Genomic DNA, 21,100 nt, shown 5'->3' with positions numbered 1-21,100 from the left:
ATTCGACCCAAGTTGTTACATTGAATTGCAGTAAAGTTTATTTTTTCAACTAAACAAGTCGTTGCAAATTGGCTCCCAATACAATGATCACCCTCGGTGGTCTCGTACTTTTTGGAATTTTTCTCCTTTCCACGAACAGTATCATTCTGAATCAGTCTGATATTGCCGTCTCGAATGAGTTCTACATCTCAGCCATAGGGTTGGGGCAGTCTCTGATTGATGAGGCGAAAGGGAAAAAATTTGATGAAGCCGCTGTTGCAGGTACTCTGAATGCCATCGGAAACCTTACCGATCCTTCCGCTCTTGGAAGGGAAACAGGCGAAACCTACACAACCCCCGATTCATCGTGGACAGGCAGTTTCAGAAGCCTCACCACCTTCGACGATTTCGACGATTACAACAACTACACAAGAATGGTCAGTACACCCCGCGCAGACAAGTTTTCAATTTCCTCGAGAATTGGATATGTGAGCGAAACCTGGCCCGATTCCACTAAAACCGTCAGAACTTTTGCCAAGAAAATGACTGTCACCGTAAGCAGTCCTTATCTTTCAAACACCGTCATTCTGGAATATCTCTTTATCTACTGATATGACTGCGATGTTAGACCTGATCGGTGCAACTCTGATCTCAGCTTTTATAACTCTAATGTTGATGACCGTTAACAACAACCTCTCCACTACGGCATCGCAACAGTATATGAACACTAATACCCAGCAAAACATGGTCGCCCTCACAGAGGTGTTTCAGTACGACTTCAAAAACATGGGGTACAGAGTTACTGACTCGATAAAAATCAGGGTTTCAGAACCGACATATATGAGCTTCAGAACCGATTTTGATAACAACGGCACGGTCGATTCAATTACCTATTATCTCGGCACCACATCAGAACTCACTGCCACTGAAAACCCGAATGACAGACCTCTCTACAGGAAAATAAACAGCAATACTGCAGTGCTCAATAACTGGGGTATAACGAGTTTAAGATTCAGATATTACGACAGTCTGGGAGTCGAAACTTCCTATAAATCAAAAATTAGATCCTTCAAGGTTACAGTTTCAACCATGAGCCCTATGAAATATGATGATCAATATTCATATTCCAATTGGGAAAAACTTTACAAACCAAGAAATCTGAGGTAAACCATGCCCGGGAAAGCTTTAATAATTTTACTCGCTGGAATACTCAGCATCGCCGGGATCACTTACATGAACATTTTCGACTCCGGCAGAAAAATGAATCAGTCAACCTCTGATTCTTACAGCAACATGCAGGTTAAAAATATCGCCGAAGCCGGCGCTCAGATGGCAGTAAGGCAAATGATTAAGGATACTGCCTGGAGAACAGGTTATCAAAACCTGAAACTCTTCGGCGGCACTATAAATGTCAGACTGAAAGACACCATCTTCGATACCACCTCAGTTGTCAAAGTGGTTTCTGTTGCCACGATGGGAGGTACTGATGATTTCAAATCATGGACTGCCACCTGCTACTTCAACAGATTCAGAAGACTCACAATCTTTCCACCTGCCATCAAAGGTGCAGTAACAACGAACAGTACCATTACAACCCTCGGTGATATGAATGTCGACGGGCGGGATCATTCGGTGAGTGGTGCCCTCCTTTCGGGTACCGGAAGTCTCGGTATATGGACTACGGGAGGTCTCTTCCAAAGCGGCTCCTCTACCATAGGTGGTACCAATTCAGGAGGTACCGATTTTGCACCCTCTAAACCGGCAAACGCTACTATTGTCTCTTACAACCAGACTTATCCCGGTGGATACCCCCGGTCTCCCGACAGCCTTCTTGGCGGTCCCGCGAACGGATACCCGGAGGGGACTCTGAAATCGATCGCACTCGCCGGACTCGGTGGCAGCCAGTATGTTACAAATCCTGTGAATCTAACTTATCCGCTTAGAGGTGTAACTTATGTGGAACTCCCCTCAGGCACTACCTGGAACTCTGCCAATGTTGACGGTACAGGCATCCTCGTTATCCACAACTCTGCGGTAAATGCTGCGATTACAAACATCAATTCCGGTATCTTCGCGGGTATTTTTATGTCTGATGAAGTCGTCAGAATTCATACAAACATCATCGGCGCACTGATTGCCATTTCACACAATCCCGAAGGTGGTGATTGTATTGGAAACGGGACGGGAAGCATCCTTTTCTCCCGTGAGGCGATTATGAATGCCGTAAACCTGGTAAACTTAACCAACTCGATCAATGCGCTGTCTGTTAATCAACAGATTTTGTACTGGTTCGAATGATTAATTTTTATTAATTTTTATTTCTGAATGTCCACATTTAATCGATCAATTTAATATACAAATTTTAGAAACGAGATAGAGAAAATCTATGCCCGGAAAAGCCATTATAATTCTCCTCGCAGGCATGATCGCCCTGGCAGGGATTACTGTGGGTAATATTTACGAACGGGGCAGTGACCTCGCAGCAGCTTCTGTGAATACTTACGACAACAATCAGATCAAGAATATTGCCGAGGCAGGGGTGCAAATGGCTTTAAGAAAAATCACCGTTGATACTGCATGGCGAACAGGTTTCCCGCTGATGAATCTGATGAGAGGTAAAGTGTCAGTAAGACTAAAAGATACAACTGCCCTCTCGATGAATCTTATTAAAATAGAGGCATTTGCTTTTACAAGTTACGGCACTTCCTCACAAAAAAGCTATACCGCCATTTGCTATGTCAACAGGAATGCCACTTCGACCGCCATGCTTCCACCTGCAATTAAAGGTGCCATTTCTGCAAACAATTCAATCCAGACTCTTGGTAATCTAACAGTGGATGGAAGAGATCACAATCTTTCAGGCGGTTTGGTTGCTGCAACAGGAACTCTTGGTGTATGGACAACTTCCACTTTAAATCAAAGCGGCGCATCGACCATTGGTGGAACCAAAACGGGTGTGGATTACGCCCCCTCAAAACCTGCAAATCTTAATACTATCGCAACTTTGCAGACTTATCCGGGTGGATATCCTGCATCGCCTGACAGCATCATGGGCGGACCGGCAAACGGTTATCCCGAAGGCACTCTAAAAGCTGTGGCAATGAGTGGTGCAGGTGGCAGCCAGTATGTCACCAACCCGGCGTCTTTGACTTACCCTCTTAGAGGTGTAACCTATGTGGAACTTCCCTCTGGTGGTTCATGGACTCCCGCCAACATTGACGGGACAGGAATCCTTGTTGTCCATAATACAGCTCTTAATGCAGAAATGAAAAATGTGAACAGCGGTACCTTCAAAGGTGTTCTCATAGCTGACGACATAATTCATATTCATAATACCATAATCGGTGCTGTAATAAGCATGTCACCCCTCCCCTCAGCCGGAAACTGTATCGGTAACGGTTCGGGAGATGTGCTTTATTCGAGTGAAGCAATCAGAAATGCTGTGAGTGCAGGAACAGGTGCAGGAACAGGCGTTGTCAGCAGCAGTATGAAAGTGGTTTACTGGTGGGAGCAGTAACAGGAGGTTATTAAAAATAAAAAGGGCAACCCCGTTCGGAACTGCCCTTCACAAAACAAACGATATTTTTTAGAGAGCTATACCAACAAAAGAATCTGCTTTAAGACAGGCACCACCCACCAAAGCTCCATCTATGTCAGGCTGACCAAGTAACTCCCTTGCATTATCAGGTTTTACGCTTCCGCCATATTGGATGATGGTTTTTTCAGCCGTTTCACTTCCAAAATGTTTTACAAGTTCCCCTCTGATGAATGCATGCACTTCCTGTGCCTGAGCCGGTGAGGCAACTTTCCCCGTTCCAATAGCCCAAACGGGTTCGTAAGCAATAATTACATCCGACATCTCTGATACAGAAACTCCCGCAAGACCTTTTTCGACCTGTCTTTTTATGACATCAAAAGTTACTCCTGTTTCTCTTTCTTCAAGTGTCTCTCCTATGCAGAAGATCGGCTTCAAACCTGCGGCAAGAGCTTTTTTCACTTTTTTGTTGATTGTTTCATCAGACTCACCAAAAATGGTTCTCCTTTCGGAATGTCCAAGAATGACAAATTCAACACCGACAGATTTCAGCATCGAAGCTGATATCTCGCCTGTGTATGCTCCACTCTCTTCAAAATACATGTTCTGAGCTCCGAGTCCCACATTGCTTCCCTTCAGCAGCTCTCTGGCTGTCTCAAGTGAAGTGAAGGGGGGACAAACGATAAGCTTTGCTTCGATATTTTTATTTGCCAGTTCAGCTTTTATACCCGAAATAAGTTCAATAGTACCATTAAGGTCGTTGTTCATCTTCCAGTTACCGGCGATAACTTTAGTTCTCATTTTTCTCCTCGAAATTTTAAGATTTTCAGACACAAAGTTACCCATATTTATACCGTCTGCAAAGTTCTTTTCCCGTTATGGCTGATCAAAAGACCCGGCTGCCATCCTTTCCCTGTTTCTTTTTTTCAGGAGTTCATAGTCTTTCAGGGTTATTTTTCCCTGTTTGTAGCTTTGAATCAGTTTTTTTTCGAACTCCACAGGATCGCCAATTTCCATTTTTTTACCTCTCTTTTCGGGAGGTGATTCAAAGTCATGGTACTCCCGTTTCCCGTCTTCATAGAGATAAACCCGCCTCTGTTTTCCGTCCTTCCACTCGTTGAAGCGGTCGACCACCTTCGGTTTGTAGAAGGAATTTTTGATTTTACCCCCCGAACCGTCACCGAGCCAGTCCCTCTCCCCTGATCCATTCTGCCAGTATAACCACGGTTCATCATACTTGATCGTCTTTTTCTTCCCCTCTCTGTATTTTTTGTAGAGGGAGAAAACTCCCGGTGAGAGAAGTGAAAGCAAAGCCTCCTTTTGGGGAAGTGGTGCTCCCTCCGAAGAAGGAACTCCGTTTTCCCCGCCAACCAGCTCCCCAAACAACCCAAGTATATCCGAAACCTCCCCCTCATTCTTTCTGCGGAGTTGGAATTTTTCATGGTTTGTCGCTCCCAGTCCCAACCCTCCCGAAAATCCTTTTATAAGATTAACGAAGAAATCCTCATTCACGCTACCACCTCGTTTCCTGCAAGAGCTTTGCGATTAATGACTCCTCCTCCTGATCGGCTGCGGGTTCATCTTCATCATCATTCTCTTCCGACTCGTTCGACGGCACAGGAAACGACGCCACCACTTCATTTTTGAGAAGCGGCTCAAAATATTTTCTGATCTCATCCATCAACTCCGCCTTAAGTTTTGCCAATGCCTCATCGTTAAGGTCTGTTGCCTGCGGACGATCAATTATCTCTGTCGCATCAGAAAATTCAGGTTTTGATTCAGTAGCCTCAATTGTCTCAGAAACCATTTCAACGCCGGTCTCCTGTTCCGGGTCCATTTCCCGATTTTCTTCACTGTTCATTTCTTTTCTCCTCTATTGATTGTTTACTGGTATAATTGTTGATAATTTTTTCTTTGTCTCCGGTTTCAAGGTTCATGTAGTTTAGCACCACATCAATGGGAACCGATCCCGGGAAGACATTATTTAACGAGATGAGCTGATCAAGTTTTTCCGCCTTCTCATCGCTGCTCAGAGGTGCTTCGGTAACAGTAATTTCATAGTCCATTATTTTTAACTCTTCGGCAGACGGGAGGTTTTCCCCCTGTATCTCCTCCCGCCTCATTTGCCGAAGTACCGCTTCAACCGCGGAGTCCCCCTCATATTCCAGTGTCCCCTCGAGCAGCTTTTCCCCCAAATCGCATTTCCACCTTCTCAGATTATCAAGAACAAGCCCGGCGGCAAGCAGCCCCTGCTTCTGTTTCGCTATTATCGCCTTGCCGCTCTCGTTGCTGTAGTCCGCAAGTCCGTGAAAACTTCTGCCACCGGCAAGATCCTCAATAAACCCCTGCATCACCGCGGCTATCTGAAAATACTGCGGATTAACTCCCGAAACCTTTAACGGACGGAAGACCTCTTCACCTGTTCTTGTCCAGATGATTCCCCCTGTCCTTTCCGCCTTCCTTAATGCTGTTTCGGGAGTCTCCGACTCTGCCAGCGCGTGAACATTCCCCTGATAAACATTCTTCACATCCCTGCCGAAGCTGTAATCGATTTGCATAAAGACCCTGTCAAGGAATATCTGCGGCTCAACGAGAAGATCGGCAAGTGTCCAGAATTTGTTTTCAAAATGGAAAGGGCGGTAAATAGAGACGGGTATCCTGTTCAGTGGAAGATCGATAATGTCGAGTATCTCCCCTCCCGTCATAACATATTTTGTGATCTGTACTCCTTCAACGGGCATGATCTCGTGCAGCGGAACCTCCTGATCATTCTCCAGATACGGAATGTGCAATTCTCTCAGCCGGCTGTTCGCCTTCTCCCGTGATGTGAACTTCCCGGCATAAACTCCCCCCGGAAGCCGGTGATGATCCCTCCAGTCATTGAAAAGGAGGACAAACTCTCTTACCGGTGACTTGCAATAATGGTTGATGAGTCTGACTGTATCCTTCCCCCCTCTGAACAGGTTACCACTGTCACTTCTGTAAAACGAATGTGTGAAAAGAGAATCACCCGAAGAGGAAACACTCCCGTATTTGCGCTCGACACTCTCCCTGCTAAAGGTTTCACCCGTGGCAATAAACAGGGCATCGTCAAGATTGTAACTCTTCGCACTGCTGTCCCAAAACACATCGAGATAATCCCTCTTTTTTGCAGATACCCTGATCTCGCCTCCCGGAGAGACGGGTACAACCTCGACCGCCCCAAAACAGACCGAAAGTCCTGAATCGAATACATCACTCTCGAGCTGCATAAGGTCCTCGCTCCTCTCTTTGTCTTTCAATATTGCCGTGGCGATCTCCGCACTGAAGGAATTTTCTTCGCCCGAGGTGACCTTGATCGAATTCCTCGACTGCCTTTGTGTCGAAATGATATTGTTGATTTTGTGGTTCATCAGGGAAATGGAGTAAGGATGCCTGTTGGCACCCTTGATTGCGTCAAGTTCTTCAGGTGTCCAGTGAATCCCCTGCTTGAATCGTTCATTCCTCCTCCCCCGTTTCCATGCCTCCTCAAAGTAATTGAGTGACTCAAGGTGAAGTTCTGTTATTTCGTTGTGTGAATAGTAGTTGCCCATATTTCGCTTTTTTTTAATGCAAATTTGGGGCACGGGGTGGTTTTTCTCAAGTGTGAAGTGCTGCACGGGAAGGAATTTAAACAAAAAAACCCGGGAGAGTTTTCACTTCCCGGGTTCGTAAAATAAAACGGTTTTGTCTAACGGAGGTAGATTACCTTCTTCGACAGGAATTCTGTTTTGCCCGAACCAAGATTTTTGATTCTTGCATGTACAAGATAAACACCACTGGCGAGGGTGGTATTAAAGTTGTCTTTTCCGTTCCAGTTATACCTCTTTGCTCCCTTCACTTCCTCATTAACGGCGATATCCCTGACAAGCTGTCCTGTGATATCGTAAATGCTGAGTGTTACGCTCGAGAGTTCCGGAAGACTAAGTTTGATCAGAGACATCGAGTTGAACGGATTCGGCCAGACATCAAGCATAAGCGAGTCGACAATTTCCTCTTCACCTTTAATGCCAGTGAGTTTGCTCTCATCCCAGGGATTAATGAGATAATGAACAGTATCGTTCGGCTCGAGTACCAGAAATGCCGTGTAGTCGCAAAGTACCCTGTCGCTGAATGCCATGTCAACGATCAAAGCGGTATCATAGGCCGCATTGACAAGCATTTCGTTGATCTTCTCGTTTGTCAGGATGCTCGGCATGATTGTTCTGCTGCTTATTGTATCAAACTGCACCGTAAATGGATACTGCTTCGTGTAAAGTGTGTCATTTCCGGAGAATTTGGCTTTCACATCTATTGTTACGGTGTTGGTGTTCTGATACTTTCCGATGAAGAACAACGGTGCCCAGTAGTTCTTAAGATTTTTCCTGATCTCGCGAAATTCGGAAATCAAACCACCGGACTGTGCAGAAGCATTTATGATCAGGGTATCAAGAGCCGGCATCGATGTGGCAAGACCCGAGGAAATGAAATCCCAGTCATAAATCGCTTTTTCGAAGTGCAGTCCGCCTCTCTTTTCAGCTATCTTTGAAAGGAGCAGACCACTTCCGTAATAAGTCTTCAGGCTGTTGTATGTGACAGGTGGAATTACAAACGGTTCACCGTCAAGCAGATTTACCGTACTTATGGCAGGTTTTTTCTCACCAAGCATCACATTGAACTGATTCACCTTCTGATTGATCTCTTCCTCTGTGTAATACTTGTCGGAATTGCTGGCAATTATTATCTTCGAAGGGTGTTCCTGAACATTGAAGTTCGTGATGAAATCAAGATAGTCAGGGAGCATCAAAGTGCCGTTTGTGACATTCATTCCCATCAATGGCGGGTTTATCAGAGATTTCAGACTGAGATCATCATCATATCCGTAAATTCCCGAGACAACAAAAAGTCCGCTTAATACCTTTTTTGAGAGAACGGCGATTTTGTCCAGTGAATTTTTCAACTCCACTTTCACATTGCCATCGTTGTGGTTCAACACATGGGTGGTCTTCCTCTCCAGTGAGAACGGGAATCCCATCCCGAGGTTACCGTTTTCATTTCTGAACCAGGTATTGAACTTCGTAATGGTTGTATCCACTCTCAAACTGGTGAAATAGTTTTTGAGAAGGGAATCCTGGACAACTGTTGATTTTGAGGTATAGGAAAGGAACCTGCCACCTCGATTGAACATCGTATTAAGGGTATCTTTGTATCTTGCTATCGTATCCTGATGCTTGAATCTACCTACAGGGAGATATGCCATTACCAGGTCGCTGGATGTAATCTGGTCAATACCTGTTCCAAATTCGTTCACAGCCTTGTAATTTGCCAGCGTACTGATACCGTGGAAATCCATCGTCCATCTTGCATCATTATCCAGCCAGAGAATCTTCCGTTTCTTCACCTGTTGAGCTGCAATTCCGGGCCCGCTGTTCAAGTAGTTTGTGAACATGTTTTGAAGATTCCACCCGGCTATTACGGAATAGGGGGTCCATCCGTCTGTTATCTCGACAATGTTGTTCCCTCCGGCAATAAAGATCCGCGCCGAATCTCCATCCCTGATACTTCCCGTTATCAGCTTTCGCAAATTGGTCGCCTGCGTCGAAAGGTTTTTGCTGAAATCACCACTCACATCGAAAGCATACATAAGCCTCTGCGGCGTTCGGGAGGTATCCACATTAAATATGGTACCCAGCGAAAGACCCAGTTCAAAATAATTCTCGCCCGGTTTCTTTTTCTCCGAACTGAAATATGTCCCGAAATTGAACGGGAAATCATAAGTCATTTTCAGCGACTGGTAGCTCCCCACATTTGCAAGATAGGCGTAGAAATAGCTGAACCCCATGGTATCCGCCTTCGGAACAAAAGTCGAACCCGGCGCCTCATATATCGATGGTAAAGGCGTATCACTGCCGGTTCTCCGGAAGAGTATGTGCAAAGGAAGGCTCGCTAATGAATTAGCCCGCAACAATCCGTAGGGAAGTTCTGCAATGTTTTTGTTTTGAGCGTATTGAAGCGGTACGAGATATGTGATTTTAACTTTTCGGGTCGTACCTGACCTTAAAGGAAAGATGTGGAGTTCATACTGCTCTCCAATCTTTGTTAGAAAACCCGGATCGGGGTTCGTCGGAATGTGGATAATGCTGTCGTAAAGTTTCCTGGCTCTCCAGGTATCAATGTGGAGCGCTTGCATCACATTGTTACCCATCCACATCCAGAGATCCTTCATTATCGCACCTTGTGGCAACTCGAAACGGTGAACAATCTCAACATTGTTGTTACCAAACAGACCGTTGTCCGTATAGTAAATGTATAACGATTGCTCCGTAAATGCACCCCTTGGCTCCACAACAAGTGTAACATTTTTCATGTACGCAGCGCGTTCAGGTACCCAGGGTTGCAAAGGTATTCTGGCGATCAATGTATTTATCGCCGACATCTCCGTTACAAATAAGCATACGATTAAAAGCATATATAGCCGTCTCATGGGCATGCCTCCTTCCGATCACTCTCCCGCCAAATTATGGTCCCGTGATCTTTAGTTTTTTCCGGTGTCACCAGTAAGGCTGGTTATTTCCCTCCACCGAAATTTGATTATTTGTTTGTGAAGTTAAACATAATTTAATTGAACCACAATAGCTGATTGTTCATTTATATTTCCCTTATTATCTCCCCTTCTCGGAAAAAATTAGTAAGTTTGTATTACTCTTTTTTATACACTTTTATTGAAGATTACCTGACATTTCAGGTACTCTTTTTACATCAACCGAACGAAAATAACGACACACGGAGACATTTACATGGAGAGACAAATCACAGTTTTCCTTCCCTACAGCGGAGGAGAACATACAAAAACCACTATTACAAATCTGAAATCAACAGGGACGGTCGACAAAATATTTCTGCTCACTACACAGGACGGTCTAACCCCGCTTCCGGGTGCCGAAATTCTAAAGGTTGACTCCATTCAGTCTTCAGCCGGAATAAGAGCAATCGTTGCAAATAGCGCGACTCCTTACTTTGCTTATATTAAGCAGGATACTATCATCGAACCGGGACAGTTCGGATTCGAAAGAATGCTCCTCGTTGCAGACGCAACTTCAGCTTCCATGATTTACTCGGATTACTACGAGATCAAAGAAGGCAACGCCTCACCGCACCCTGTTATCGATTATCAGGCAGGAAGCCTCCGCGATGACTTCAATTTCGGCTACCTTATGCTTTTCAATACAGATCTGGCTAAAAAAGCCGTTGAAGAAACCAAAGACGAAAACTTCTCATTCGCCGGTGCCTACAGCCTTCGCCTCGCTGTTTCAAGGTTTGGTGATCTCGTCAGAGTTGGTGAGTTCCTCTACTCATCAATCGAACACGATACAAGAAAATCGGGAGAAAAACTTTTTGACTATGTAGATCCCCGTAACCGCGCTGTACAGATCGAAATGGAACAGGCATGCACCAATTATCTTAAATCCATAGGTGCACTCCTCACACCCGAACACTTCAAAAGCATCGACTTCTCAAAAACAGATTTTGAGTTCACAGCCTCGGTTATCATTCCTGTTAGAAACAGAGTAACCACTGTTGCCGATGCAATTCAATCAGTATTGAAACAAAAAACAGATTTCCCCTTCAACCTGATCATAATTGATAATCACTCAACCGACGGCACTACAGAGAAAATCAAGGAATTTGCATCCGATCCCAGACTTCTTCACCTCATCCCTGAAAGAAAAGACCTTGGAATTGGCGGTTGCTGGAACCTCGGTGTTCATCATGAAAAGTGTGGCATGTTTGCCGTCCAGCTCGACAGCGATGACCTCTATAACGATGAAAACACGCTGCAAACAGTCGTTGACACTTTCAAAAAAGAAAAATGTGCAATGGTCATAGGTACCTACCAGATGACCAACTTCAAACTGGAAGAGATACCTCCCGGAATCATCGATCATAAGGAATGGACTGATGACAACGGACCAAACAATGCTCTCAGAATCAACGGACTCGGTGCCCCAAGAGCTTTCTACACACCTGTTCTTCGCGAAATAAAAATACCGAATGTCTCCTATGGCGAAGATTACGGAGTCGGTCTCGCGATTTCCAGACAATATCGTATCGGAAGAATTTATCATCCAATCTACCTCTGCCGCAGATGGGAAGGAAATTCAGATTCCGCGCTGAGCATTCCGCAGGTAAATGCACACAACTATTACAAGGATAAACTCCGTACTTTCGAACTTAAGGCGAGGATGAAAAAACTCTCTTGAGAAGGTCAGTACTCTCCGTACCGGGACACATCGCTAAAATGCACCTGAAAGCTTCGGCTTCAGGTGCAGATGTCGTCATGCTCGACCTCGAAGACAGCGTTCCTCTTTCCGAAAAAAGATCCGCCCGTCTTCAGGTCGTTGAATCAATTAATTCCCTCGACTGGGGAAACAAGTTCCTATCCATCAGGATAAACCGACCTGGAGACCGCTTCGCCTACAGGGACATCGTGGAAATTATCCCCTTCTGCAGCGATAAACTCGATTCCATCGTAATTCCAAAAGTCTCCTCCGCCGCTGATATCCATTTTGTCGAAAAACTTCTGAACTCACTCGAGGATGAATATTCACTCAAAAACAGAATATTCCTTGAGCCTTCAATTGAGGACGCCCTCGGACTGGAAAATGTTTCAGAGATTGCTGCCGCTTCGGAGAGAAATATCACACTCGTCTTTGGAATAGCAGATTTCTCCTCCTCCATCGGTGCCAAATTTATCTCGATTTCCGGTCACGGTGAAAATGAGGATACCTATCCGGGTCACCGCTGGCAGTTCGTCCTATCAAGTATGGTGGTGGCGGCAAAAGCCCGTAATCTCGCCGTTATCGATGCTCCTTATGGCAATTTCAGCGATGCGCAGGGATTGAGAAAATCAGCCGAACTCGCTGCCGCGCTCGGGGTGGATGGAAAGTGGGCTATACATCCTGCTCAGATTGAAATAATCAATGCGGTCTTCTCCCCTTCACCTCAGGAAATTGAACGGGCCAAAAGAGTGCTGGATGCTTATGAAAATGCTTTGAAGGAAGGGAAAGGTGCGGTGGAACTCGACGGCAGAATGATTGACAATGCAACCATCCGCCTTGCAAAAATCACCCTGAACAAAATTTGATTAAACCGCAAAGGACGCCAAGACCGCGAAGATTAGTAAAAACCACAGAGCACACAGAGATCACAGAGCACTTAACGAAACTAATTTCAAATATGAAGTTCTTAGCTCATAGATCATAGATCATAGTTAATAGCTCTCTGTGTTCTCTGCGCCCTCTGCGGTTTATTAATTAATCCTATTCTATTATTTCCAGGATTGACTCGAGAGGCAGTTTTTCCCTCGCAGGAAGTGACTCGAGAGGCTTACCGACTGCAACACACGCAGCAAGACGATATGGCTCCTTGATTCCCAGCAATGGCTCCAGCTCTTCCCGGGCAACGAGAAGACCCGTCAACCAGCAACATCCGTAACCCATTCCTGTGGCAGCAAGCATGATGTTCTCTATTGAGGCTCCGATGCTCTGGATGTCAGGGTAGTTCCGCATCTTGTTCATCTCTTCATGTGTCATTCCTGATGCTTCGAGAATCGTGTCAACAATTGCATCATACGATTTCATCTGAACAGCTATAACTGCAGGTGCATCGGTAAAGACTGTGGAAAAATGTGAAACGGTGGTTTTTATCTTCTCACCTTTGCTGTCTTCTGTGGAATTCAAAAGTGATGATATTTTTTGATTCACAACATTCGACATCTTCGCAATTACATCTTTATTCGTTACGACAACAAATTTCCATAGCTGTGCGTTATTTATACTTGGGGCAAGACCCGCAAGTCTTACCAGTTCTTTTAAATCTTCAAGCGGAAGACTCTCAGGCTTAAAATGCCTGACACTTCTTCTGCGTTCTATTACTTCTTTGATCTCCATAAATTTTCCCATTTGTGTCCTGAAACTTAACAATATTTTAGCTCCCCGTGAAATCAATTTAATCCCCGTAAATTTGTAATTTGCATTGTTTATTTAATTTTGAACTCATTTCACGGAGATCACAGAATGAAAGCCAAAAATTATGATGAGATGTTGCAGGTTGCAATAGAAGAAGCCAGAACCGGACTTGCTGAAGGTGGAATTCCGATAGGAGGTGCCATTTTCGACCTCGAAGGAAATCTGGTCGGAAGAGGACACAACCGCCGGATTCAGGAAGGCGATCCATCCATCCACGGCGAAACCGATGCATTCAGAAAAGCCGGAAGGCAGCGAACATACCGGGATAAGATTCTTGTAACAACTCTTGCACCCTGTTGGTACTGCTCTGGTCTTGCCAGACAATTCAATTTCAGAACTGTAATTGTCGGTGAGTCTGTAAATTTCGACGGAGGAGTTCAGTGGCTCCGGGAATCGGGAATTGAAGTTGTCGATATGAAATCAACCGAATGCATCGAGATGCTAAAAGACTATATTACAAAAAATTCTGAAATCTGGAACGAGGATATCGGAGAAGAGTAATAGTCTATCAATGGAGACCACTTATCCGGGTTAGTCACCGTCTCCATTAAATGAAATAAGCTCTTAAGCGAATCTGTTCCCGTTTTTATTCATCTAACTTATGTTGATCTTTGAGAGTCTTTTTTCCGGATTTTCTCAAATCCATGATTAAGTTAAAAAAGGATAAAAATATGGAAAACATGCAAAATCGAATTCCGCTTCTTGGCGAAAAAATGCCGGACATTACTGTCCAGACCACTCACGGAGTCAAAAACATCCCCGGTGACTATGCCGGCAAATGGATTGTACTCTTTAGCCATCCGGGAGACTTCACTCCCGTCTGTACTACTGAATTTGTTGCTTTTGCGAGCAGAAACGAACAGTTTAAGAATTTGAACGCCGAACTCGTCGGATTGTCAATTGATCAGGTTTTCGCTCATATCAAATGGGTTGAATGGATTCAGGACAATCTTGATGTGAAGATACCTTTCCCGATCATTGCTGATGATATGGGTAGAACTGCCGAAAAACTCGGGATGATTCACCCGGGAAAAGGAACAAATACCGTTCGCGCGGTCTTCATTATCGATCCTCTCGGACTGATAAGACTGATGATCTATTATCCTCAGGAAATCGGACGACAAATCGATGAAATACTTAGAGCACTGAAGGCTCTACAGATTTCTGATGCGAACAAAGTGGCAATGCCGGAAAACTGGCCCAACAATGAAATGCTGAAGGATAAGGTCATTATCCCTCCCCCAAAAGACATGGCAGGAGTTGAAGACCGTAAACAGTATGAGGGACCCGACTGGTGGTTTAAGTATAAATCGCTAAACTAAATATTACGCTAAAAAGGCTGTCTCAAAAGGGGCAGCCTTTTTTTGTATTTTTATCTGAAGAATTAAGTTTTACACTATCAAAACAGGCATCAAAATGAAATCCGCAGGACGATTCTTTTTGCTTTTACTCTTTCTCTTTTTGAAGGCAAACCCCCAAAATTCCCGGCACTCTACTTGTCTCTGGCAGTATATGACGGCCACCGGTGTACCTGCGGCAATCTCTTTAATATATCATTCAAATCAGGATCTGATACTGTTGCCTCAATCAAAATATTCAACACCCTCGGAGAAGAAGTGTACAGTAAACAGAATATTTCCTTGGGAAAAGGTGCAAACTCTTACTCGGTCACCCATAATCTCCCGGCAGGAGTATACATCCTGAAGGCAGTAATAAACTCCGCATACGGGCAACAGACCGTGATTGCAAAGAAGGTATTGATAATGAAATGAGAATTCACCGATTTTTCGGAGGTGGAATAACCAATCTTTGATTCACACAATTTATTTCTTTGTTTTTCTTTGCGTTTTAACTTTATTCGCATAATTAATTATTCTTTACACGGATACTATGCCCGATATTCTTACTCCCGAAACATTACAATACCTTAATTCTCTTCCCCGGAGGAGAAACCCTCTGATAGCTGAAATGGAAGAGTTTGCCAGACAAAATTTTGTACCAATCCTTGACGCAGCATCCGCTCAATTTGTTGAATTTCTCGTTAAGGCAACGGGTGCAAAAACGGTATTGGAAATCGGGACTGCCATTGGTTATTCTACTGTTAGAATTGCTGCCGCACTTCCCGAGAACGGAGTGGTCTACACAATCGAGAAATCAACCGATATGATCCCGGTTGCGGAGCAGAACTTCGATGCGTCGGGCGACTCAAGCAGAATTAAATTGCTAAAAGGAGAGGCTGTTCATTTTCTTCTTAAAATGAATATCGAGTTTGATTTGATTTTTCTGGATGCCGATAAGGAAGATTACCGTCGCCTGTTCGAATTCTCTCTGCCTCTTCTGAAAAAAGGTGGAGTTTATCTTGTCGATAACCTGCTTTGGCACGGATACACTTCCGCAACCGGGGAAATACCCCCAAAATACCTGAGATCCACAGGTCTGATCAGGGAATTCAATCAGCATTTTTTTTCGGTTCCGGCACTCGAGACTTCTTTGATTCCAATCGGAGACGGGCTTGGGCTTGGATATAAAACTTCAAAATTTGGAGAGGATAAATTGAGCGAACTGCATCATTGTTTTAAAAATTTTAATCTGCTCGCAACCGACAGGCTCGAAGAGGCAAAGGATATCCTTACTCTCATCGAACTTGCTCTCGAATGTAATCTTGAAAAGAACTTCGAAAACCTCTGCTTCGATGCCAAATATATGATCGGGCTGGGGAGCTCAATAGCGAAGGCGGAAGAGAATCCTGAAATAAGCTCACTCGGAACAATGAGGGAAGACCTGAATAAAACCATTCTGAAATTTCTGCAAGGGTTCCGTGAACTTCTCTCGGAAGCCGATGAGGAAACCCAAATCTATTTCCTTAATAAATATCTTCAACAGGAAGAGGACGAAGAAGGAATGGAGGACCTGCTAAGACTGGTTAACGACTTCGCAGAATTAAAACTGATTCTGAATGATTTAAAACGGGGTTGACAACTCTAAAAAAACTGAACGACTTTTAAGTCCTTAATATTTTCAGGCAGAAGACTTTTCTTCACCCTGAACCTGTAAATATTGCTGACTCCCGCAACAGGCTGCTTGTCCACAAATTTGTAGTGGGCATCAACCACAGTATCACTATAAAGATTGTAGATTATGATATCTTCACGCGTCACAAAAAAGAGATATTTCTCCCCTTCATAACTCCGCGTCGGCACCACTTCCTTAAACAATCTGCTTGTGTAATTATTGATTCCCGGGATTTCCGACAGGGCAAACGACCCCTTCGAATGAAACCAGTAATAATCACCACCATCGAAAATGCGAACCATTTCTCCGTCAAAAATCATCGGAAGTGTATCCTTAACATCTTCAACCTGAATGTTTCGCTCAGCTACATATTCCCCGGCATACTTGATGAATTCATCTTTTTTCGGGACCTTCAGCTCTACAGAATTTCCCGCCATAGACTTCTCATTGGGAGAATTCTTCTGCATGTAAAGTCTCAGATACTCCTTTGCTCCAACATCCCTGATCAGGAAGTGGTTGTATGCAGCAGCAAGAGGTATCGAGAACGATCTGTCCTGTGCTGCGAAAGAAGTGTCGTCTGCCAAAGTTGAAATATCCAAAATTCCTTCTTTTTGAAGGAATGCACCAAGCTTCACAAGCAATCCGGAAGAACGGGGGGGCATCCCACCAAGAGCAGCACCAAATCCCTCCCCAAACAACTTTGGAGTATTCAAATTCATTTTCCGAAGTTTGAACCGCAACAACTGCTCAGCAAGTCCGGTAATATTCATCGGGGTGCAGGTGACAATCTCATCCCACGCGGGAATAAAAGCACCTTTCGATTCATCAGCACCGAACTCGGTAACATTCTTCTCATGCAAGGCAACAATATAAATAAGCCGTTTCTTTTTAAGTTCTGCCTTCTCCTCATTTGTAAATTCGAGGAGTTTCATGATTGCTGCGGCATTTTTCTCAATTTGGGCGCCGGAATATGAATTGAAATTCTTTTTCTCTCTTACGAAAAAATCAAAATAGTCTGTTTCATATTTAGTCCAATACAAGGTGAGATAACTCGATGGAGCGACAAGCTGAAACTTTTTGAAATAGAAATATTTTTTGTAGTTGACGGAGGGGATTGAAACTTCGACACGGAAAAAATCCTGAGGCAGGTTCTCAATCTTATGATTGATTTCAGTCTCACCCTTTAATATGCTGTTTCTGACAGAAAGGGGGATTTCACTTCCCGCTAAAATCTTGGTCGAAACATCATTGTAGAAAATATTGAACCGTTCCGCTCTTTCAAGCGATTGCGGTTCTACATAATGTACTATTCTCGCAGGATCACTGAGAAGATACTGAACAAAACCCCTCACAAAATCTTCTCGCGAAGGTTGAGCTGATAACATAGCGGCAAGCAGGATGAAAAAGCCGGCTATTCTCGTCATGAATCTCATCCTGGTTCTCAATATCTTTTCAACTTTCAATGAAAACTCCGGCGGAGCAGAAACTATTTTTTTATTTCTTCGATGGAAACCACAGAAAAGCCTGCGTTCTTCACGGCTTCTTCGATCTCTTCTCTTTTCACTTTTGCCTGATCAAATCTGACTTCCGCACTCCCGACTTTCACACCGAGTATGTTCACCGCAAGTTCAGATAATTCCACTTCCACTGCCTTTACACAGTGACCGCATGTCATTCCATCAATAGTAATTTTTACACTTTCCATCGGCATTCCTAAATTAAGAAAAAATGATTATTTTCTGTATGAAATTTTAATTAAATTTTTCAGAAAACAGGATACAATTTAAATGAAAAAAATGATTTCATTGCTCCTATTAATTTTCCTCATCTCTCCGTCGTATGCACAAAAAAGAGCATTCACACTTGATGATATCTATAATGTAAAAAATGTAACCGCTCCGGCTCTTTCTCCCAAGGGGGATGTGATGCTCTACTCCGTTACCCGATACGAAATGAAGGGTGGGAAGAGTTATACTGATCTTTTTCTCGCCGGAGTTGACGGAACCAATCCTGAAAAATTGAATCCGGAAAAGGAAGGGTGGTATTCGCCTGCATTCGCTCCGGATGGAAACTCCTTCTACTTTATTTCTTATAAGGGTGGCAATGCACAATTATGCAGCTACACCTTTTCTTCAAAAGAGGTAAAGAAACTTTTTTCATTCTACATGGGAATAAATGACTACACGGTTTCCCCCGATGGTAAAAAGATTGCATTCTCTTCCAAGGTCTATCCCGAATGTGGAGAAAATGACAACTGCAATGAAACAAATTACTCGGCTTTCAAGGATGGACCCGTTCATGCGCATGTCTCCGATAACCTTTTTGTTCGTCACTGGACCGAGTACGAGGATGATCTCTACTCACATCTTTTTATTTATGATGTAGCAGCAAACTCAATAAAGGATATCACACCCGGAAATTTTCATTCTCCAATTTTCATGCTCGGAGGTGGTGTCGGATATAACTTCTCAACAGATTCAAAGTCGATTGTTTTCGCTTCAAACCGTGAAAAAGATCAGGTATCAACAACAAATTCCGATCTTTGGATGACAGACCTCGAAGGGAAAACCCTGAATAACCTGACCAAGGTAAACAAATCATGGGATGGACATCCCGTTTTCTCCCCCGACGGGAAATACCTCGCATACAGAATGCAAACTGTTCCCGGATATGAATCGGATAAATTCAGAATCGCACTTTACGACCTCTCGAACGGAGTTGTAAAAGTTATTTCCGATGCGTTCGACAATTGGGTTACAGACATTTTATGGAGCCCCGACTCAAAGAAAATCTATTTTACAGGCGATGTGCAGGGTTACAGTCCCCTTTTCAGTATTGACATTTCAACACTTAAAATTGAAGAACTTGTGGCAAAGAAGAATGTCGGTGGATTCACTGTTTCCCCCGATGGTAAAAAACTGTTCTACACATACAGACTGAATCACCTCCCTGCGGAGATTTACTCTCTCGATCTGACAACAAAAAAAGAGTCTCAACTGACCTTCGTAAACAAACAACTCACGGATGAGGTTGATTTCAGACCCGTCGAACATCACTGGGTTCCCGGTGCGGACGGAAAGAAAGTCCATGTAATGATTGTAAAACCTCACGGCTTCGATCCGAATAAAAAATATCCACTCATCGTGAATATCCACGGTGGACCTCAAAGCCAGTGGTCTGATGCATACCGCGGTGATAATCAGGTTTATGCAGGCTACGGGTACATATATGCACTCCCAAATCCCCACGGCTCAACAGGGTACGGACAGGAATACACAGCGGCAATTTCAGGAGACTGGACAGGTAAAGTGGTCGAAGATATCCATAAAGTTACTGATTACCTAGAGAATCTTCCTTATGTGGATAAATCAAGAGTTGGCGCAATGGGATGGTCTTTTGGAGGATACATGGTCAACTGGCTTCAGGCAACCACAAAAAGATACAAATGCTTTGCTTCCATGATGGGACTCTACAATCTCGATGCCTTCTACGGCACAACAGAAGAACTCTGGTTCCCTGAGTGGGATCTGAAGGGAACTCCATGGACATCAAAACAATATAAAGCCAACAGTCCGTCAGAGTATGTCAAAAATTTCTCAACCCCCACACTCATCGTAACGGGCGAAAGGGATTACCGCGTCTCATACAACCAAAGCCTCGAATACTTCACCGCTCTTCAGAAACTTGGTATCGACTCCCGGCTGATCATTTTCGATAACGATGGTCACTGGCCCTCACACACCAAATCGATGCCGCTTTACTACAATGCCCACCTCGAGTGGTTCCACAAATATCTGAAAGGCGATCCCGCTCCCTACGATACAAAAAAGATGGGGAGAAACAAGTTTTAGGGATGAGCTATGATCTATGAACTATGAGCTGTTTTGGGATTTAGCTCATAGTTCATAGTTAATAGTTAATCGCTGATATTCAGTTCTTTATAAAGCTTCGTCTTTTTAAACTCGGCGTTGTCTTTGGTGAGGTCAACTATTTTTTTGCTTAGGTCGGCTTCTTTCAGTTCAAGCATTACATTGGCTTCCCAGCCGTCTGCCACTTTGTTGACGGAGCTGTCAGTAACGACGGGTTTTTGAAGCAATTCATTTTTGGCAAGTTTGCCGGCATTGGAAAAGATGTCGGCAACTTCCTTTTGATTCTTCAACTTCTCTTTTTTTAGCGATTTCTGATAATCTTCAAGTTTTTGTTCGATCTGCTGCGAAAGTCCGTTTTTTGCACCGGTCATTGCTTTCACCATGGCAGTTTCCTTGTCGGAAGCCTTGGCTGAGAATGTGGAAAGAAGAAGATCGGGTGAATAACCGAGTCCACCCTCATCGGGCATCTCCTTGTTAAATCCTTTCTCGAAAGCACCCGATTCCTCCGGAACTTCGACCGGGGCAGGCACTACTTCCTCTTCCTCTTTCTTCTCCTTTTTCTCTTCCTTGTTTTGCGCAGTGGCACAGCCGTTCAGCACAACCCACAGAGGAAGGATCATGATGAGAAACAAAAACAATTTATGGGAATTCATATTGATCTCAATATAAAATTTTTCTCG

20 protein-coding genes are annotated in these 21,100 nt (G+C 44.1%); 11 read left to right on the top strand and 9 right to left on the bottom strand.

Annotated features, from left to right (window positions below; all coding sequences use genetic code 11):
- The first annotated feature begins 68 nt into the window (after window positions 1–68).
- The 4 genes from J0L60_06455 (at window position 69) to J0L60_06440 (ending at window position 3,496) form a co-directional block, all read left to right on the top strand.
- On the top strand, window positions 69–590 hold the full coding sequence (locus tag J0L60_06455; protein MBN8545758.1) for a hypothetical protein: 522 nt from the start codon (window positions 69–71) through the stop codon (window positions 588–590).
- A gap of 1 nt (window position 591) precedes the next feature.
- On the top strand, window positions 592–1,146 hold the full coding sequence (locus J0L60_06450; protein MBN8545757.1) for a hypothetical protein: 555 nt from the start codon (window positions 592–594) through the stop codon (window positions 1,144–1,146).
- A 3-nt stretch (window positions 1,147–1,149) separates the two neighbouring features.
- Window positions 1,150–2,277 carry a hypothetical protein gene (locus J0L60_06445; protein MBN8545756.1) on the top strand — a complete coding sequence of 376 codons (1,128 nt, stop codon included), beginning with the start codon at window positions 1,150–1,152 and terminating at the stop codon, window positions 2,275–2,277.
- A gap of 88 nt (window positions 2,278–2,365) precedes the next feature.
- Complete coding sequence (locus J0L60_06440; protein ID MBN8545755.1) at window positions 2,366–3,496, top strand: hypothetical protein; 1,131 nt, start codon at window positions 2,366–2,368, stop codon at window positions 3,494–3,496.
- 69 nt (window positions 3,497–3,565) lie between these two features.
- Here J0L60_06440 and J0L60_06435 read toward each other — a convergent pair whose 3' ends face one another.
- The 5 genes from J0L60_06435 to J0L60_06415 form a co-directional block, all read right to left on the bottom strand.
- Window positions 3,566–4,315, bottom strand: coding sequence for a triose-phosphate isomerase (locus tag J0L60_06435; protein MBN8545754.1), 750 nt, complete (start codon window positions 4,313–4,315; stop codon window positions 3,566–3,568).
- A 75-nt stretch (window positions 4,316–4,390) separates the two neighbouring features.
- Entirely contained in the window at window positions 4,391–5,026 is a 636-nt protein-coding gene (locus J0L60_06430) for a hypothetical protein (protein MBN8545753.1), read from the bottom strand.
- Between the two features lies 1 nt (window position 5,027).
- Window positions 5,028–5,375, bottom strand: a complete 348-nt coding sequence (locus J0L60_06425) for a hypothetical protein (protein ID MBN8545752.1) — start codon at window positions 5,373–5,375, stop codon at window positions 5,028–5,030.
- The gene (locus J0L60_06420; protein ID MBN8545751.1) at window positions 5,365–7,086 is read right to left on the bottom strand and encodes a hypothetical protein; all 1,722 of its coding nucleotides are present in this window, start codon (window positions 7,084–7,086) and stop codon (window positions 5,365–5,367) included. The genes J0L60_06425 and J0L60_06420 overlap by 11 nt, the downstream gene beginning before the upstream one ends.
- Before the next feature lie 137 nt (window positions 7,087–7,223).
- On the bottom strand, window positions 7,224–9,995 hold the full coding sequence (locus J0L60_06415) for a T9SS type A sorting domain-containing protein (protein MBN8545750.1): 2,772 nt from the start codon (window positions 9,993–9,995) through the stop codon (window positions 7,224–7,226).
- 313 nt (window positions 9,996–10,308) lie between these two features.
- Here J0L60_06415 and J0L60_06410 point away from each other — a divergent pair, with 313 nt between their 5' ends.
- Both J0L60_06410 and J0L60_06405 read left to right on the top strand, forming a co-directional pair.
- Entirely contained in the window at window positions 10,309–11,772 is a 1,464-nt protein-coding gene (locus tag J0L60_06410; protein ID MBN8545749.1) for a glycosyltransferase family 2 protein, read from the top strand.
- A gap of 38 nt (window positions 11,773–11,810) precedes the next feature.
- Window positions 11,811–12,656, top strand: coding sequence for a CoA ester lyase (locus J0L60_06405; GenBank protein ID MBN8545748.1), 846 nt, complete (start codon window positions 11,811–11,813; stop codon window positions 12,654–12,656).
- Window positions 12,657–12,831: 175 nt separating this feature from the next.
- Here the strand turns inward: J0L60_06405 and J0L60_06400 are convergent, their stop codons facing one another.
- On the bottom strand, window positions 12,832–13,461 hold the full coding sequence (locus J0L60_06400) for a nitroreductase family protein (GenBank protein ID MBN8545747.1): 630 nt from the start codon (window positions 13,459–13,461) through the stop codon (window positions 12,832–12,834).
- 126 nt (window positions 13,462–13,587) lie between these two features.
- On the opposite strand from J0L60_06400, the gene J0L60_06395 reads away from it, so the two are divergent.
- The 4 genes from J0L60_06395 (at window position 13,588) to J0L60_06380 (ending at window position 16,515) form a co-directional block, all read left to right on the top strand.
- Window positions 13,588–14,040 (top strand): nucleoside deaminase, encoded by a 453-nt coding sequence (locus J0L60_06395; protein MBN8545746.1) that lies wholly within the window; start codon window positions 13,588–13,590, stop codon window positions 14,038–14,040.
- A gap of 170 nt (window positions 14,041–14,210) precedes the next feature.
- The gene (locus J0L60_06390; GenBank protein ID MBN8545745.1) at window positions 14,211–14,861 is read left to right on the top strand and encodes a peroxiredoxin; all 651 of its coding nucleotides are present in this window, start codon (window positions 14,211–14,213) and stop codon (window positions 14,859–14,861) included.
- 174 nt (window positions 14,862–15,035) lie between these two features.
- The gene (locus J0L60_06385) at window positions 15,036–15,311 is read left to right on the top strand and encodes a T9SS type A sorting domain-containing protein (GenBank protein MBN8545744.1); all 276 of its coding nucleotides are present in this window, start codon (window positions 15,036–15,038) and stop codon (window positions 15,309–15,311) included.
- A gap of 118 nt (window positions 15,312–15,429) precedes the next feature.
- Complete coding sequence (locus tag J0L60_06380) at window positions 15,430–16,515, top strand: O-methyltransferase (GenBank protein ID MBN8545743.1); 1,086 nt, start codon at window positions 15,430–15,432, stop codon at window positions 16,513–16,515.
- A gap of 5 nt (window positions 16,516–16,520) precedes the next feature.
- On the opposite strand, the gene J0L60_06375 is transcribed toward J0L60_06380, so the two are convergent.
- The gene (locus tag J0L60_06375) at window positions 16,521–18,014 is read right to left on the bottom strand and encodes a hypothetical protein (protein ID MBN8545742.1); all 1,494 of its coding nucleotides are present in this window, start codon (window positions 18,012–18,014) and stop codon (window positions 16,521–16,523) included.
- A 23-nt stretch (window positions 18,015–18,037) separates the two neighbouring features.
- The gene (locus tag J0L60_06370; GenBank protein ID MBN8545741.1) at window positions 18,038–18,256 is read right to left on the bottom strand and encodes a heavy-metal-associated domain-containing protein; all 219 of its coding nucleotides are present in this window, start codon (window positions 18,254–18,256) and stop codon (window positions 18,038–18,040) included.
- Between the two features lie 91 nt (window positions 18,257–18,347).
- Here J0L60_06370 and J0L60_06365 point away from each other — a divergent pair, with 91 nt between their 5' ends.
- Window positions 18,348–20,402, top strand: a complete 2,055-nt coding sequence (locus J0L60_06365; protein MBN8545740.1) for a S9 family peptidase — start codon at window positions 18,348–18,350, stop codon at window positions 20,400–20,402.
- A gap of 65 nt (window positions 20,403–20,467) precedes the next feature.
- On the opposite strand, the gene J0L60_06360 is transcribed toward J0L60_06365, so the two are convergent.
- Window positions 20,468–21,073 (bottom strand): hypothetical protein, encoded by a 606-nt coding sequence (locus J0L60_06360; GenBank protein ID MBN8545739.1) that lies wholly within the window; start codon window positions 21,071–21,073, stop codon window positions 20,468–20,470.
- Window positions 21,074–21,100 lie beyond the last annotated feature (27 nt).

Source organism: Ignavibacteria bacterium (genome assembly GCA_017302895.1).
GTDB lineage: Bacteria > Bacteroidota > Ignavibacteria > Ignavibacteriales > Ignavibacteriaceae > UTCHB3.
This window is presented reverse-complemented; position numbering and strand designations above follow the sequence as displayed.

Excerpts from the sequence above, each read along its gene's own strand:
- J0L60_06450 (MBN8545757.1), top strand. The coding sequence starts at position 592 with ATGACTGCGATGTTAGACCTGATCGGTGCAACTCTGATCTCAGCTTTT.
- J0L60_06445 (MBN8545756.1), top strand. The coding sequence starts at position 1,150 with ATGCCCGGGAAAGCTTTAATAATTTTACTCGCTGGAATACTCAGCATC.
- J0L60_06440 (MBN8545755.1), top strand. The coding sequence starts at position 2,366 with ATGCCCGGAAAAGCCATTATAATTCTCCTCGCAGGCATGATCGCCCTG.
- J0L60_06435 (MBN8545754.1), bottom strand. The coding sequence starts at position 4,315 with ATGAGAACTAAAGTTATCGCCGGTAACTGGAAGATGAACAACGACCTT.
- J0L60_06425 (MBN8545752.1), bottom strand. The coding sequence starts at position 5,375 with ATGAACAGTGAAGAAAATCGGGAAATGGACCCGGAACAGGAGACCGGC.
- J0L60_06420 (MBN8545751.1), bottom strand. The coding sequence starts at position 7,086 with ATGGGCAACTACTATTCACACAACGAAATAACAGAACTTCACCTTGAG.
- J0L60_06415 (MBN8545750.1), bottom strand. The coding sequence starts at position 9,995 with ATGAGACGGCTATATATGCTTTTAATCGTATGCTTATTTGTAACGGAG.
- J0L60_06410 (MBN8545749.1), top strand. The coding sequence starts at position 10,309 with ATGGAGAGACAAATCACAGTTTTCCTTCCCTACAGCGGAGGAGAACAT.
- J0L60_06405 (MBN8545748.1), top strand. The coding sequence starts at position 11,811 with ATGCACCTGAAAGCTTCGGCTTCAGGTGCAGATGTCGTCATGCTCGAC.
- J0L60_06400 (MBN8545747.1), bottom strand. The coding sequence starts at position 13,461 with ATGGAGATCAAAGAAGTAATAGAACGCAGAAGAAGTGTCAGGCATTTT.
- J0L60_06395 (MBN8545746.1), top strand. The coding sequence starts at position 13,588 with ATGAAAGCCAAAAATTATGATGAGATGTTGCAGGTTGCAATAGAAGAA.
- J0L60_06390 (MBN8545745.1), top strand. The coding sequence starts at position 14,211 with ATGGAAAACATGCAAAATCGAATTCCGCTTCTTGGCGAAAAAATGCCG.
- J0L60_06380 (MBN8545743.1), top strand. The coding sequence starts at position 15,430 with ATGCCCGATATTCTTACTCCCGAAACATTACAATACCTTAATTCTCTT.
- J0L60_06370 (MBN8545741.1), bottom strand. The coding sequence starts at position 18,256 with ATGGAAAGTGTAAAAATTACTATTGATGGAATGACATGCGGTCACTGT.
- J0L60_06365 (MBN8545740.1), top strand. The coding sequence starts at position 18,348 with ATGATTTCATTGCTCCTATTAATTTTCCTCATCTCTCCGTCGTATGCA.
- J0L60_06360 (MBN8545739.1), bottom strand. The coding sequence starts at position 21,073 with ATGAATTCCCATAAATTGTTTTTGTTTCTCATCATGATCCTTCCTCTG.